We start from the raw sequence: 15,431 nt of genomic DNA on the forward strand, positions 1-15,431 counted from the left end.
CCGCTGAGGTCAATATGAGTCAAAAAATAGTTATTAAAGCAAATGTAAAACGCGAACCACAAAACAGCCTACCTACGGTAAGCTATGAATGGCATTGGCGTCGAATTGTGAGTTTGGCTATGTTGATAGTAATGACGTCTGCGGCTGTGATATATGGTTTAACCAGCTCAGTAAATGCAGATCAGGGCGCACATCCCAATGAACAAACAGAGCTTTTAATCACTGATAGCATACAAGGTGATGAAGTAACTGAAAGCGAAACACATAATGCACCCAGCAACCAATTGCATATAGAGACTGAGCATGCTGAAACATTGCCTGCAGAGCAACTACCAACAGCTCAAGAGGCTGACATTACCAATGCCTTACTTGAAAACGCTGAGTCAGTAACCGTTGCGCCAATCTCAGATGAGCCGACAATAACCCAATCAACAGTTGACTCAATAACTGAAAAAACGAATACAGTTGATAACAGTAAAAACGATGCGTTGATCACTAATGCAATGAGCGCTGATACAACAAGTGAAACTGTATCTGTACCTGCGTCAGAGCAAACTTCTGAGCTTGGCACAATCGCATTAGAGCCAGAGAGTAATATTGATGCACAACCTGTTACAGAGCAATTTGCTGAAGATGCCCATATTGCTAGCGTAGCACTCGGTGCTCAGATTGATACCAGTAAAATAAGCCGCGCAGTGCTTACACGCAGTGTAGCAAAACGCGAACCTACTAATGTGTTTGCAGCCGACGTGCGTTTAAGTCAGTTTGAAGGTTCGTTATCATTTTTTAGTGAGCTTAAAGGACTGCAAGGCCAGCGCGTAAAACATGTTTGGTCTTTTGAAAGTGAAACAATGGCCGAAATTTCACTTAATGTTACTTCGCCACGCTACAGAACTTATTCGACAAAAAATATTATGAACACGCAAACAGGTCATTGGCGTGTAGCTGTTGTTGATGAGCAAGGTAATTTAATAGCTCAAAAAGAATTTAGAGTGTTAGCTAACTAATGCTAACCGCAGTAATTAATTGGATACCCCTATGACAGAAAAAACAAAATTAGTACGTATAGCAACCCGTAAAAGCGCTCTGGCGCTATGGCAAGCCGAATTTGTAAAAGCGCAGCTAGAGCATTTTCATGATGACGTGCGTGTTGAGTTAGTCCCTATGTCGACCCAAGGGGATATTATTTTAGATACACCACTTGCTAAAATTGGCGGTAAAGGCTTATTTGTTAAAGAGCTTGAGCAAGCTATGCTAGATGGCCGAGCTGATATTGCCGTACACTCAATGAAAGATGTGCCGGTGGAGTTTCCAGAAGGGTTAGCGCTTCATACCATTTGTGAGCGTGAAGATCCGCGCGATGCGTTTGTATCAAATCACTTTGCTAACTTAAATGAGTTACCAGAAGGAGCGGTAGTAGGTACATCAAGCTTGCGCCGTCAATGCCAAATTAGAGCACTGAGACCTGACTTAGAAATCCGTGATTTACGCGGAAACGTGAATACACGCCTAGCTAAATTAGATGCTGGGCAATACGATGCGATTATTTTAGCAGCGGCAGGGCTTATTCGTTTAGAAATGGGCGAGCGTATTGCTGACTACATTGAACCAGAAGTATCGTTGCCTGCAAACGGCCAAGGTGCTGTAGGTATTGAGTGTCGGATTGAAGATGAAGTGACAAAAACGTTACTTGCACCGCTTGAGCACACACATACACGTATTCGTGTTAATGCAGAGCGTGCAATGAACCGCCGTTTAGAAGGTGGTTGTCAGGTGCCAATAGGTGCCTATGCGTTAGTTGATGGCGAACAGGTCCATTTACGAGGGCTTGTAGGCGCAGTCGATGGCAGCGAAATTTTACGTGACGAAGTTTCGGGTCATATTAACGATGCCGAAAAACTCGGAATAGAGCTGGCTGAAAAATTGCTTGCTCAAGGCGCAGATAAAATTTTAGCTGACGTATACAGAGACGCATAAATGACACATATTCTGATAACTCGGCCCGAAGGAAAAGGCGCAGCCCTTGCAGAGCAACTTGAGCAAGCGGGTTATCAGGCGTCATTGTTTCCTGTTTTAAATATTAACTATTTAACGCCCTCTAGTACTCAACTAAGCCCACTTATTAATGCAGATAAAATTATTTTTATCTCTCAGGACGCTGTTAAAGCACTGGCACAATTAAAGCCCGATATAAACATTAAAGCGCAGTTTTATGCTGTAGGGCAGCAAACTGCCGATACAATATATGAATTATTTGGTGTGCGTGCAGCCACGCCTAAGCAGTTCGATTCAGAAGGGGTATTGGCTCTTAAGTCGTTGGCTCAGGTTGATGGTAGCAATATTGTATTGGTTAAAGGGCACGGTGGTCGCCCAGACATCGCCAAGGTACTTAAAGAGCGTGGCGCGTTTTTAAATAATTGTGTTGTTTATGAACGTGAGCCAGTGCCTGATTTAACTAATGACTGGACTGACCACTGGCAAAGCAGCAATGTACACGGTATAGTCATAACAAGTAATGCAGCAGTTGATGCCATGTTTACCCCCCTTGCTGCACAACAATTACAATGGTTACAACAGTGCCACTTTTATGTTGCCAGCGAGCGCATAGCCGCATATTTACAGCAACAACATGTTAGTTTGGCAAATATCCATATTGCAGCAGGGGCTAGCGATAACGCTATGTTTACCTGTATTAATCAGCAAGGTAGCAGCATGAGTGAACAACCTAAGTCAATAACAACAGAAAACACAACATCAACAGCTTCGAGTTCAACATCAGTTAAAAATGAGCCAGCAAGCGTAAAAAACAAACCCGCAAATGACAAACAAAAAGTAAGTAAAGTGGCTTCACTTGCATTGTTAATATCGTTGGTTGTGGCCTCTGGAGTTGGCTACGAGTTTTATCAAAAGCTAAATGCAGGTAAAGCGCAAAACACAATTGTTAACGAACTTAGCGAGCAAAACAAGCTGCTCCAGCAAGAGCTTGCCGCACTTAAATCTTCTCAAATGAGCTTACAACAAGCGTTATTTAATAGCGAAGAAAAAGTATCTGAGGCATTAACGCAAAGCACCCTTGAAAATCAGCAAGCATTAAAAGCTGCGCTGCAAAAAGCGCAGCAGCAAGGTTCATCGTTAAACCCACAAGAGGTCACCAGCTTACAACGAATGGCTGAGTTTAAACTGTGGGCCGAAAAAGATTACCAAGGCGCAAGCGCTGTACTAAAGCGTTTAGACGGACTGTTAAGTGAGTACCCTGGCACAATTGAAGTTCGCCAAGCCATTATGCAAGACATACAAACGCTTGATAGTTTAAAACCGGTTGCTACCGAGGCTATTTATTTACAGCTAAATAGTGTTCTTAACCGAATTGACGAATTGGTGTTTAATGCGGTCAATTTACCAGAGGAAACATTGGTAATTGATGAACATGCACTCAGCGAAGATATTAACGATTGGAAGCAAAATATCAGTAATAGTTGGAATAAAATTGTTGATAGTTTTATTACTATTAGGCGCCATGAAGGGATTGCTATTGAACCTTTACTAACCGATCAAGAGCGTAATTTAATTAATCAACGAATTAAATTAAATATAGCACAGGCGCAGGACGCACTATTAAGTAAGCAAGCGAGTATATACTTTAGTGCGTTAAGCGAAGCTATGCGCTTAACTGGCGAGTACTTTAAGCAAGACGATGACGCTACAAAATCAGTACTAAATACGCTATCTAAATTAGAAAAAGAGCAGCTCAATTTTAGCCAAGAGGTCACTCTGCAAAGTACACAAACGGTTAAGGAGTGGGTGCAATGATAGGCCTAATAATCTTAATTGTAGCTATTGTTGTTGTACTTGCGGTTACCCCTTTTGTACTGGACGAAAAAGGCTACGTGCTTATCTCGTTTAATAACACAACAATAGAAGGCACCATTGTTTCGTTTTGTATTATGGCTGCAATGACTGCAGCAACTTTATACTTTACGTATAAACTAATACGCTATTTATTATCAATTTATAGAAATACCAAACATGGTTTTTTTGCCCGCAGTGAAGAGCGTAAATTTGCCGCAATTGAACAAGCCCTTTTCAGTGCTATAAACGACGATTACGAACAAGTAGAGCGCGCACTTTCTGGTAACAGTGTGCCAGATAAATTTGATGATATTCGTTTAGCACTATTGGCTAAAGCGGCACTTGCTAACAACGAGGCAGATAAAGCACTAGAACGATTATTTGAAATAAGCTCTGAGCAGCAATTGAAAGTAGCAAAACTATGGTTGGCAAGTGGCGACAGCAGTGCAATTGAATCGCAGTTGCGCGTTAATGCAGAAGCTAAAAAAGCCACTGCACTTGAGCTTAAACTGTACACTGAGGTATTGGTACAACAGCAGCACTTTAGCGTGCTAGAAGAGTTTTTACCCAAGCTACTGCGTAAAAAAGTGTTTTCTAGTGATCAGTGGACGCGTGTATTTACTGCCTATTTTGCTGCTCAATCAGCTGATGAACTAACAAATAAATACAAACAATTACCACGAAAACTACACACTTATGCGCATACTGCGTATTTAACTCAAATGGCTGCAACAGGTCAGCTTGCTGTTATTGAGGGCGATTTAACTAAAATGGTTAAGCAAGCCAGCCAACATGATGAGCTTGCTACTATCTTAAATAATGCAAACCATGGCGAAGCGCACAAATTACAAGCCAGTATTCAAGATCGCCTTAAAAAAGACGACACTAATACAGCACTGCTGTTGTCGCTTGCGTGCCTTGCTAATGCACAAAGTGATTATGATTTAGCGGCACGTGTGTTTGATAAAGCACTTAATGGTGATAATAAACATCAATTTGCAGACCAAGCAGCTTTGAGTTACAAAAATACGGCACAGGCTGAAAAGGCGCTCGTTTTATATAACAAATAAGTTTACTAGCTGATTAGTTATATATTTTAGGCACAGGTTATAGGCGTTGTATAAATGCTTTACCTGTGCTTTTTTATAGGTGTTTTTTAAATTTAGCGAAATAATAAAAAGTAAGGCGATACTATTTTATACATATTATTGTTAAGTGCGTGAATATTTGCACAAAAAGCAGACATATGACCGCTTAATAATATTACAAAGCGTATAGACTTGAAAAATAACTCTATCTGCGTATTATGCGCAAAAATTTAATTAAACTGGGTGCTACTATGATCAATAGAAAACTACCTTTGCTAGATATTCACCGTCATTTAGATGGTAATGTTCGCGCGCAAACCATACTAGAACTTGGTCGTCAGTTTAATATTGATTTACCCGCAGATAACGTTGAACAATTAATTCCTCATGTTCAAGTGATAGATCCAGAGCCAAATCTTGTCGCTTTCTTACAAAAGCTAGACTGGGGTGTTACAGTACTTGGCGATTACGATGCATGCCGCCGTATAGCTATTGAAAATATTGAAGATGCACAAGCACAAGGTCTTGATTACGTTGAGCTTCGTTTCAGCCCTTACTACATGGCTCAAAGCCAAGGCTTACATCCACAAGGTGTTGTCGAAGCTGTGGTTGATGGTATTAAATCAGCAACAAAAAATGCCAATATTAAAGCTAATTTAATTGGTATTTTGTCGCGTACTTATGGTGTTAAAACCTGCCAACATGAGCTTGATGCATTACTTGCGTTTAAAAATGATTTAGTGGCTGTTGATTTAGCGGGCGATGAAATTGGATTTCCGGGAGAGTTATTTATTGAGCACTTTAAGCAAGTGCGTGATGCGTATTTAGCGTCAACCATTCATGCCGGTGAAGCACTTGGCGCGCCCAGTATTTGGCAAGCGATTAACGAGCTAGGTGCAAGTAGAATTGGCCATGGTGTAAAAGCAATTGAAGACCCAACGTTAATGGATTATCTGCGTGATAACCGTATTGGTATTGAGTCATGTTTAACCAGTAATATTCAAACCAGTACAGTTACTGACCTAGCTACGCATCCGCTTAAACAGTTTTTAGATCATGGCATTCTTGCTTGCCTTAATACAGATGACCCGGCTGTTGAAGGTATAGAAATAGAGCATGAATATACTATTGCAGCACCAAAGGCTGGCTTATCTCAGGCTGATATAGAAAAAGCCCAAGCGAATGCGTTGGAAATTGCATTTTTAAGCGACGGCGATAAAAAAGCATTATTAGCACAAGTGAGTGCACGTTAAGCAATACAAATAAATATGCCGCTTTAAAGCCGCATATTTATAGACTTAACTTGAGCGCTAGTTAATAAGAGGTTTACTGTCTACCGCTCAGGTTTATTAGTGCTCTTGGCAGCTAAGGTAGTTATCGTAGAGCGCTTTGAGCACATCGGCACGATTTATCATTCCTACCACTTTTACGCCTTCTACCACAGGGTAGTTTTTTGGCTTACCTGGCTGCATTTGTTCAGCCAGTTCAATAATATTCAAATCGCTACTTACTGTGACTACATTGGTTTGCATAAGCTGCGACACTTTTACAACCCCTTCGCAAAAATAACTGCTCTGCATTAAAGGCTTTAATAACTCTTGCTCTGAAATAAATCCGACAAGGCACTTTTCGTTGTCGAATACAGGCGCACCAAGTAATTTAAATTTTTGTAACTCGGCTATGGCTGTCGTCATTTCGGTGTTTGGTGTTATGTTTGGCAACTTACGTTGCATAAAATCTTTTACTTTTGTATTTAGCATTTGGGTCTCTCCCGCTGATGTTCTGTACAAAGTATGGTTTATAGATTGGATTTTAGGAAATTGTTTATATTGATGAATGTGATAGGTTTAAACTATTAAAAGTTTAAAGTCATAAAAAAAGCACCCGTAGGTGCTTATTATTAAACTATGCGATGAGTTTACTTTATAAATGCAAATGCATCGGCGTACATGTTTTCACGAATAGCACCATGAGCTATAAAGTCGTCACGTACAATCCCTATCATGTCAAAACGACCCGCCATGTAAATGTCGTAAGGTTCAAGTGATACAATATCTTGCATTACTGCTTTGTGCACAAAACCAGTGTGACCTTGCCAATTTGCTGATGGGTTTTCGACAACAGGAATAAATTCAAAATGTTCATGGCTCTCTGCCCATAATTTCATTTCTTCATGTGCGTACAAAGCAGACTCTTCTTTAACACCCCAATAAAATAATACAGGGCGGTCGCAGTTTATTTCAGCTAAGTGATCTGCCATTGATTTTACATACGAAAAGCCAGTGCCACCGGCAAGTAAAATAATAGGTCGATTACATTGTAATCGAAGTTGAGACACACCTAACCCGGCTTCTATATCAACCATTGTGTTGTTTGCATGTGCATTGCGTAGGTGTTCAAGCGATTGCATTGCGTATGAGTCTGCACCCGAAGCACCAATGTGTAGTTCTATTTCGTCACATTGAGATGGGCGGCTAGCAATAGAAAAAGCGCGTTTGTCTTTTTCACCTAACACCAGTTGCATGTATTGGCCCGCTTCAAAGGTCACAGGTTGTTGTGGCTTTAAAATTACTTTGTTAACAAATTCTGTAAGTGGGCTGATAGCTACAACTTCAGCTTTTAATGTTTGCATTTTTTACCTTTTAGCAGCGCTTTTGACAGCAGATACGCAATTGAATGAGTCGATTCTAGCATATCTACAGGGTTATTTTATAGCCTGTTTATAGCTTGTCCGAACGGTGGCAAATAAATTATTGGCCACCGCTTGGTTTGTTGAGTTGTTAGAGAATTTTAAGGCTATCCCAAATATCATCAACACGTTCTTTGGTGGCTTTGTCCATCACTATTGGTTCACCCCATTCGCGGTCGGTTTCGCCTGCCCATTTGTTGGTTGCGTCCATCCCCATTTTAGAACCAAGTCCCGATACCGGAGAGGCAAAATCTAGATAATCTATTGGGGTGTTTTCAATTAACGTAGTATCACGCGCTGGGTCCATACGAGTTGTTATGGCCCAAATAACATCTTCCCAGTCGCGTGCATTTATATCGTCGTCGCACACAATTACAAACTTGGTATACATAAATTGGCGTAAAAAAGACCATACTCCCATCATTACGCGCTTGGCGTGACCAGGGTATTGTTTTTTCATTGTGACTACTGCCATGCGGTACGAACACCCTTCAGGCGGTAAATAAAAATCAACAATTTCGGGAAACTGTTTTTGTAATATTGGAACAAACACTTCGTTTAGTGCAACACCCAGGATAGCCGGCTCATCAGGCGGACGGCCAGTAAATGTGCTGTGATAAATAGGATCTTTACGGTGTGTAATGTGAGTTACGGTCATAACAGGGAAGTCATCTACTTCGTTGTAGTAACCAGTGTGGTCGCCATAGGGGCCTTCAGGCGCCATTTCGCCTGGCATAATATGGCCTTCTAGTACTATTTCGGCACTGGCAGGTACTTGCAAGTCATTTGAAATCGACTTTACTACTTCAGTTCGGCTTCCACGTAATAACCCAGCAAATGCATATTCGCTAAGCGTATCTGGAACAGGAGTTACCGCACCTAAAATGGTCGCTGGATCAGCACCTAACGCCACCGACACTGGATAAGGCTGGCCGGGGTTTTCTTTACACCACTCTTGAAAGTCGAGCGCGCCGCCACGATGCGACAACCAGCGCATAATTATTTTATTTTTACCTAATAGCTGTTGGCGATAAATACCCAGATTTTGACGTTTTTTGTATGGCCCTTTTGTTACGGTTAAACCCCACGTAATTAAAGGGGCTGCATCGCCCGGCCAGCAGTGTTGAATAGGTAGCTTTGTTAAATCAACGTCATCGCCTTCTAAAACTACTTGCTGACAAGGTGCTTTTTTAACCTCTTTAGCTGGCATATTCAGTACTTTTTTAAACACAGGAATAGATCCAAGTGCTTCTTTAATACCTTTAGGGGGCTCTGGCTCTTTTAAAAACGCAAGTAGCTTACCTACTTCACGAAGTTCGTTAACGTCTGTTTGACCCATCCCCATAGCAACCCGCTTTGGTGTTCCAAATAAATTGGTAAGCACCGGCATGTTATGCCCTTTTGGGCTTTCGAATAATAAGGCAGGACCTTTTGCACGCAGTGTGCGGTCGGAAATTTCGGTCATTTCAAGATACGGGTCAATTTCTTGGGTGATGCGTTTAAGCTCACCTTTTTTTTCAAGTAAATTGATAAAATCGCGCAGATCTTTATATTTCATTATGGGCCGCTATTAAGCAAAAGAGTTGAACTATTATACCCATTTCATGCAAAGCAAGTCATTACACCTGCACTTAAAACTTAAAGCGCTCTACGGCACTTGTTAAAGAGTGTGCAAGTTGATTTACGTCTTCACTTTCGCTTGCTAGGGTGGTTGCGTTATTGGCATTTAAAGTGGCTTGTTCGGTCACCTTGGCCATTATTTTTTGAATATCATCACTGTTTGTTAACTGTTCATGAGAAGCCGTAGCAATTTGCTCACTCATGTGGTTAATTGAAAGTAATGTTCCTTTTATACGCTCAACCGCTTTATTTAGTTCAGCACTGTTTTCAACACACTGTTTAGCTTGTTGTTGGCCATCGTTAATTTCTTTTTGCGTCGTTTTTGTGTGTTGTTGCAGCGTTTGAATCATAGTGTGAATTTCACTTGTGGAGCTTTGTGTGCGTGCCGCTAATGAGCGGACCTCGTCAGCAACCACCGCGAAACCTCGGCCATTTTCTCCGGCTCTTGCCGCTTCTATTGCTGCATTTAATGCAAGTAGATTAGTTTGCTCTGCAATGCTGCTAATAGTGTTTACAATTGCGCCTATTAAATCTGTAAACTCAGCCAGCTCTTCTGTGCTACTTACCGCTTTATCGAGTCGATTTAAGAGTGCTTCAATACTTAAACTGTTGTCGTTAGCTATTTGGTTGACGTCGTTTGCAAACTGAGAGGCGTTGGTGATCTCGTTAGATGCATTATCGGCCTGCTCATAAACCGCTTGCGAATTATTTAGCATGCTATGCGCAAGGTCTGTGGCTTGTGCGCTTCGTTCTAATTGCTGCTGAGCAACAATGGTCATTTGTTGACCTTTTTCACTTGTTTGAATGGCCGATTTATCGAGCTCGTGGGCATCATTACTAATTGCTTTTATAAGGTGTGATAAATCGTCACTGAGCTTATTAATGTTGTTCAGCAAAGTGCCAAACTCATCTTTGCTGCGCGGTTGGCTGCGTTTAGAAAAATCACCCGAGGCAATACGTGCTAAATCGCTATTTACTTTTTTAAGTGGTTTTAGCATGGCATTGGTTGTAAATATTGAAATAACAATAAGTAATCCAATAAGTACAATCGCAATTATAACAACAGAGCTAGATCCCATGTTAATGGCCGACTTGGCACTGTTTTGCAGTGTTTGAAAACGCTCGTCAGCTAGCTTATTAAGCTGTAATAATTGGCTTTCTGTGTCTATAAATTCTTGTTGAAAGCGCTCAAAACTTTGCTGTGCCATTTGGGTGTTTTTAAGCGCTTTATTTTGCTGGGCGTAAATACCGTCGGGTCCATTCAATCGTGATCTTAAGTTATTAAATTGCTCGGTGAATTGAGCCGCGTTTAAATTGTCACCAAAGGGAGTGGCTTGCTGTTCTAAATACACAAAGTTTGGCTGGATGTTATCAAGTAAAAATTGGGTATCTTGTTGATGGGCATTTAAGTCGTTAATACTGGTAGTTTGCGTAATACTTTTAATATTGTTGCTTAAATTAAATAGTAAGTCGTCTATGCGTGTTGCAGTACCAAATACAGAGCTGAGTAAAGATTGCTGCTTTGCACTGACCTCTATGAGTTCTATATCGAGTAAGCCATTACTGAGGTTACTTAGCTCAACACCAAACTCTGTAATTAATAGAGCGGCAGCCGACTGCGCACTAAAACGCTGTTCTTTGGCATTAAACATGTTTGCGCTTGTTTTGCTTAGTTGCTCAAAGTTTTTTGAAGCGTCAACTAGCAAAGTTTGCATGTTTTGCTGACCCGTTAATTGCGGCTTAAGTGCATTGAGCATATTACTGAATTCTTGTTGCTCGCTAAGAGCTTCTTTTTTATTGGTCAGTAATAAATCAGGTTTTGTTTGACTATAAGCTAGAGCATTGAATTTGGTAATAGAAAGAAGCGATAGCCTTAAGTCTTTACTTACTTGTTGGGCTGGTACGGCAAGGTTTTCTATACGTGAAGTTGTGGTGCTTATTTTATTTAAGGACCAGTAAAAAAATAAGCTACTAATAAGCATTAGTAAGCCAATGGCAGAAAAGGCTAAAATTATTTTATGTTTAATGGCAATAGAACGCATAACTTCATCAACAAAATTAAGACTTTTGTTAGTGTAGCAAGTTTTTTAATATGTTGTTAGTAGGTTGTTATTTTGTGCTGCATAGGTGTTTATTCCCTGAAATTATAAGCATAGCTTCAGTGCCTTTCCCCCAAAAAAGAACTTTGTTACTAATGTATTTATTACCAGAGGCGCTTTTTGCATGCGTAAGATGATAGGTTTTATTTTTAAAAGTGAGTTCTGCCTTTTCGTTTGCTAAGACATTAAGCACGGCTTTATTATCATTGCATACATAGTGTGTGGTTGTTGTTTTGTCATTGCACCCTATTAAACACAGTAAATAAACTACTAAAACGATTGTTGCTTTCATTTCCCCTTCCTTTATTTTTCACCGACTATTCTATTTCAGAATAACAGAGCAAAATTAACCGTTGGTGAAAGACGTGCTTTACGTTATGTTGATTAAATTATTTATAAGATAGGGTCTGTTGATCTTTTCGGCTTGAAATTTGTCCACACTAAGGGCTATTTAATCGCGGCGCGAAGTTTGTAACCTAGTGGACTAAGTAAAAGCCGAGCAACAAAGAGTAAGTAGCCCCTAGGAAGAACCAAACCGGCTGCTGCAAATTAACATTGAAAGAACAATAGACCTTAGAAAGAACAACAGACCTTAGGAAGCACAATGGCAGGCACTAACCTTTTAACATTATTAGATGATATAACGGCTTTACTCGATGACATTGCAACCATGAGTAAAATTGCGACAAAAAAAACGGCGGGTGTTTTAGGAGACGACTTAGCACTCAATGCACAGCAAGTAACGGGTGTGTCAGCCGACAGAGAGCTACCTGTTGTATGGGCGGTAGCAAAAGGGTCATTTTTAAATAAAGCCATACTTGTCCCAGCAGCTTTAATGATCAGCGTTTGGCTGCCATGGCTAATTACACCACTTTTAATTTTAGGTGGTTTGTTTTTATGTTTTGAAGGGGCTGAAAAAGTATTTGCGCGATTTTTACCTCATCACGATGATATTGCCGATGGCGACGAAACGCCTGATTTAGTTGAATATGAAAAGCAAAAAATAAAAGGCGCGATACGAACGGACTTTATTCTATCGGCTGAAATTATTGTTATTACGCTCGGCACTGTTGCAGGTCAAACATTGCTTAATCAATCTTTAGTGCTTTGTGTGATAGCCATTGTTATGACTATTGGTGTTTACGGACTTGTGGCTGCCATTGTAAAACTTGATGATGCAGGCTTGTATTTGGTGAATCAATCTAAAGTCTCTGGCAGTACGGTTAAAGAGTTTATAGGTAAAGGCTTACTTGCAGCAGCACCGCGACTTATGCAATTTTTAGCGTTTGCAGGTACTGTTGCTATGTTTTTGGTGGGAGGGGGTATTTTATCTCATGGTATTGAGTTACTGCACCACACACAACTTAATGTGATTGGCTATGCGCAATCAATGTTAGGCAATATAGGTGAGGTATTAGCTCCGCTTATTTTTGATGGGTTGTTAGGCGTTGTTGCCGGGCTGGTTATTGTGCTTTTTCATGTAGCTTATACAAGGTTATTTAAGACAAACAAGTAGAGCAGCGTTTTCTGCCCTACATAACTTATTCGCACGTTATAAATTTACACAACTGCTCAAGCTCGTAAGCTGCTTTACTATTACCTTGAGCAATTGCTTTTTTATACCAGTAAATAGCTTGTTGTGTGTTTTTGCCTGCACCTTGCCCGTCTCGGTACATTTGCGCAAGGTTAAGCTGACCCCATTGAGAGCCTGACTCTGCAGCAAGTTTAAAGCTCTCTAAGGCTTCTTCAAATTGCCCATCTTTAAAGTACATAATGCCTTGCTGGTTATTTTTATCTAGTTTTAAACCTTTGTATAAAGGCTTAGGTTTAGGCGGAAACATCACAAACCCACCATACAAGCTATTAGCGTGTGGGCGTAGTACATCGTAAATCACGTCACTGTCATATAAGCGCTTTACCTCATCACGCGGTAAGGTAATTGTGTTTGTTGAAAAATAATCGCGTTGCACTAATAAGCTGGTGCGCATCGCCGTGGTTATGCCTCGGTTGCGTTTATAGCTATAGTTGCTTACTTGAAAAGTAATAAATTGCTCGTCAAAGCTTAGCACTTGGGCCACTTTTAAATTTGTTAGCGTCCATGGTTCGTGAGTAAATTTATCGGCGTGAACTAAGTACGTATCAAATGCCTGTGGGTTATTTAAGTAGCTGTATTTGAGTGCTTGGTTATCGGTGTATTGTTGAAAAAAATACACCATTACCCACAATAATAAAATTAAGCCAACCCCGTATTTTGGCAGGCTTAGTTTTTCAATTAAGGGGAGTTTTTTTATACTAATGACTTCGTTATGTCCACATTGGTAGCATTCGCGCTTGTAGTTTAGCTTTAACGGTACGATAGGAATAATCGTAAAACGTAAGTAACGGCTATGGTTTACTAAGTGATAGCTATCGCTTTGGCAGTTTGGGCAGCACTGCGTTTGTGAAAAGTGAGGAAAGGACTGACTGGTGTTGAAAAGCAGCATGCAATAATGCCCCGAGTTTTAATTTCTACTAAAGTAAATCAAGGGGCATATTTTTTAAAGCAGCAAACTGTAAGTAAGTATGTCTGCTACTCTTTTGTTGTTACTTTTGGTTTAATTGTTGTTTTTGCGTCTGCTGCCATAAGTGCAAATACCGCATAGGTTGCTGTATTTTGACGAAGCTTTGCTGGCGTTACTTTATCAAGCGTGTCGTCAGCAGTGTGGTGATAATCAAAGTAGTCTGTACCATCTTGGGCTAGCTCAAAAATAGGTGCCGAGACTGCATTTTTAAATGGAATTAGATCGGGTCCGCCGTTAGCTTGGTTTTTACCAATGTACTCAACATTTAAAGGGGCAAGTTCTTTCGCGATAGCGCGCACTACAGGCAGTGACGCTGCATCTACATTTGATTCAAAACCGTAAACTACATCAGCGCCAAAATCAGACTCTGCGGCAGCAACAATATTGTGTAAATCGTTTTTATGTTTCGCAAAGTAAGCTTTAGCACCCCATAAACCAAGCTCTTCAGCGGCAAAAAGGACAACGCGAATACTGCGTTTAGGGCGTTTTACATCGCTAATATGTTTAGCTGCCGCCATAGTTAATGCAACGCCGGCGCCGTCATCAAGTGCGCCCGTACCTAAATCCCATGAGTCTAAATGTCCGCCAATTAATACGTATTGTTCAGGGGTTTCAGTCCCGTTAAATTGGCCTATAACATTGTAACTAGTGCCTTCGCCAAGGTTTTCGGTTTGTACATTTATATTTACCGATACATCTTTACCTAAAGCGACTAAGCGAGCAATTTGATCTGCATCGGGGTTGGCAATGGTTACATTAGGTATTTTTTTAACACCTTCTTTGTAATAACTACCGCCAGTGTGGGCAAAACGGTGATGACCTGTACTTACTGAGCGCATCATGTAGGCCACAGCCCCTTTTTTAGATGCTTCAATTGCTCCAGTGGCACGTGCTTTAACAGCGGGTCCATAACCATTACCGTCTATATCGCGATTCATTCGGTAATTAATGTAAGCAATTTTACCCTTTAAGCTATTAGCCGGTGCTGCTTTTAGCTCATCAAGTGTTTCGAATAACTCAATGGGTGCGCTAATACCTTCTTTGGGTGTGCTTATGCTATTACCTAGCGCGGTTAAATGAAGGGGTTGTTCGCTAGGCGTTAATATTTTTCCACTTTCGCTGTAGCGGCGCCACTCTGGGAACGTCGCCTCTTCAAGCCATACCTTGTCAAAACCGAGTTCTTTAAATTTAGCTTGCGCCCATGCAACGGCTTTTTTGTCGTTTTCGGTGCCTGGTAAGCGCGGGCCAACTTCTGTTGTTAGTGACTCTAATAGCTCATAGCTTAGGTGGCTATTAAGTGCAGTGGTACGCACTTCATCTACTTGTTGTAATTGCTTTGGTGTAAATTCGTTGCTGCTGGCAGTGGCTGCCATGCTACTGGTAAGCAGTAGCGCGGTGATGAGGTTTTTCATGGTAATTAGCCTTGTTTGAAATTGCGGCTATTAAAACATGTAATAAAGACGTAAAAAATAGAATGAGATGAATGAGCGGCTTTAAAGCACAAAAAGCCCGCGTATTTTAAGCG

General features: G+C 40.8%; 13 protein-coding genes. 6 read left to right on the forward strand and 7 right to left on the reverse strand.

Going from position 1 to position 15,431, the window contains the following annotated elements; translation table 11 throughout:
* Window positions 1-14: 14 nt before the first annotated feature.
* From PMAN_RS15850 to add, 5 genes are all read left to right on the forward strand, one after another.
* Entirely contained in the window at window positions 15-1,007 is a 993-nt protein-coding gene (locus tag PMAN_RS15850; protein ID WP_010557934.1) for a DUF2914 domain-containing protein, read from the forward strand.
* A 31-nt stretch (window positions 1,008-1,038) separates the two neighbouring features.
* The gene (gene hemC, locus PMAN_RS15855) at window positions 1,039-1,977 is read left to right on the forward strand and encodes a hydroxymethylbilane synthase (RefSeq protein ID WP_010557935.1); all 939 of its coding nucleotides are present in this window, start codon (window positions 1,039-1,041) and stop codon (window positions 1,975-1,977) included.
* On the forward strand, window positions 1,978-3,810 hold the full coding sequence (locus PMAN_RS15860; protein WP_010557936.1) for a uroporphyrinogen-III synthase: 1,833 nt from the start codon (window positions 1,978-1,980) through the stop codon (window positions 3,808-3,810).
* Window positions 3,807-4,919, forward strand: a complete 1,113-nt coding sequence (locus tag PMAN_RS15865) for a heme biosynthesis HemY N-terminal domain-containing protein (protein ID WP_010557937.1) — start codon at window positions 3,807-3,809, stop codon at window positions 4,917-4,919. Before PMAN_RS15860 ends, PMAN_RS15865 begins: the two co-directional genes overlap by 4 nt.
* A gap of 269 nt (window positions 4,920-5,188) precedes the next feature.
* Window positions 5,189-6,190 (forward strand): adenosine deaminase, encoded by a 1,002-nt coding sequence (gene add, locus PMAN_RS15870; RefSeq protein ID WP_010557938.1) that lies wholly within the window; start codon window positions 5,189-5,191, stop codon window positions 6,188-6,190.
* 96 nt (window positions 6,191-6,286) lie between these two features.
* Here add and PMAN_RS15875 read toward each other — a convergent pair whose 3' ends face one another.
* From PMAN_RS15875 to PMAN_RS15895, 5 genes are all read right to left on the reverse strand, one after another.
* Entirely contained in the window at window positions 6,287-6,697 is a 411-nt protein-coding gene (locus tag PMAN_RS15875) for a CBS domain-containing protein (RefSeq protein WP_010557939.1), read from the reverse strand.
* Between the two features lie 158 nt (window positions 6,698-6,855).
* The gene (gene fre, locus PMAN_RS15880) at window positions 6,856-7,569 is read right to left on the reverse strand and encodes an NAD(P)H-flavin reductase (protein WP_008129479.1); all 714 of its coding nucleotides are present in this window, start codon (window positions 7,567-7,569) and stop codon (window positions 6,856-6,858) included.
* A 148-nt stretch (window positions 7,570-7,717) separates the two neighbouring features.
* Window positions 7,718-9,184: a 4-hydroxy-3-polyprenylbenzoate decarboxylase gene (gene ubiD, locus PMAN_RS15885; protein ID WP_010557940.1), complete on the reverse strand. Its 1,467-nt coding sequence runs from the start codon at window positions 9,182-9,184 to the stop codon at window positions 7,718-7,720.
* Window positions 9,185-9,257: 73 nt separating this feature from the next.
* Window positions 9,258-11,288, reverse strand: a complete 2,031-nt coding sequence (locus PMAN_RS15890) for a methyl-accepting chemotaxis protein (protein ID WP_010557941.1) — start codon at window positions 11,286-11,288, stop codon at window positions 9,258-9,260.
* A gap of 67 nt (window positions 11,289-11,355) precedes the next feature.
* Window positions 11,356-11,637, reverse strand: coding sequence for an MliC family protein (locus tag PMAN_RS15895; RefSeq protein ID WP_010557942.1), 282 nt, complete (start codon window positions 11,635-11,637; stop codon window positions 11,356-11,358).
* A gap of 312 nt (window positions 11,638-11,949) precedes the next feature.
* Between PMAN_RS15895 and PMAN_RS15900 the strand changes: the two genes are divergently transcribed.
* Window positions 11,950-12,861 carry a DUF808 domain-containing protein gene (locus PMAN_RS15900; RefSeq protein ID WP_010557943.1) on the forward strand — a complete coding sequence of 304 codons (912 nt, stop codon included), beginning with the start codon at window positions 11,950-11,952 and terminating at the stop codon, window positions 12,859-12,861.
* A 25-nt stretch (window positions 12,862-12,886) separates the two neighbouring features.
* Here PMAN_RS15900 and PMAN_RS15905 read toward each other — a convergent pair whose 3' ends face one another.
* Both PMAN_RS15905 and PMAN_RS15910 read right to left on the reverse strand, forming a co-directional pair.
* The gene (locus PMAN_RS15905) at window positions 12,887-13,828 is read right to left on the reverse strand and encodes a tetratricopeptide repeat protein (protein ID WP_010557944.1); all 942 of its coding nucleotides are present in this window, start codon (window positions 13,826-13,828) and stop codon (window positions 12,887-12,889) included.
* Between the two features lie 86 nt (window positions 13,829-13,914).
* Window positions 13,915-15,318, reverse strand: a complete 1,404-nt coding sequence (locus tag PMAN_RS15910) for a M20/M25/M40 family metallo-hydrolase (RefSeq protein WP_010557945.1) — start codon at window positions 15,316-15,318, stop codon at window positions 13,915-13,917.
* Window positions 15,319-15,431 lie beyond the last annotated feature (113 nt).

Origin of the sequence: Pseudoalteromonas marina, from assembly GCF_000238335.3 — a bacterium.
In the GTDB taxonomy this organism is placed as follows: domain Bacteria; phylum Pseudomonadota; class Gammaproteobacteria; order Enterobacterales; family Alteromonadaceae; genus Pseudoalteromonas; species Pseudoalteromonas marina.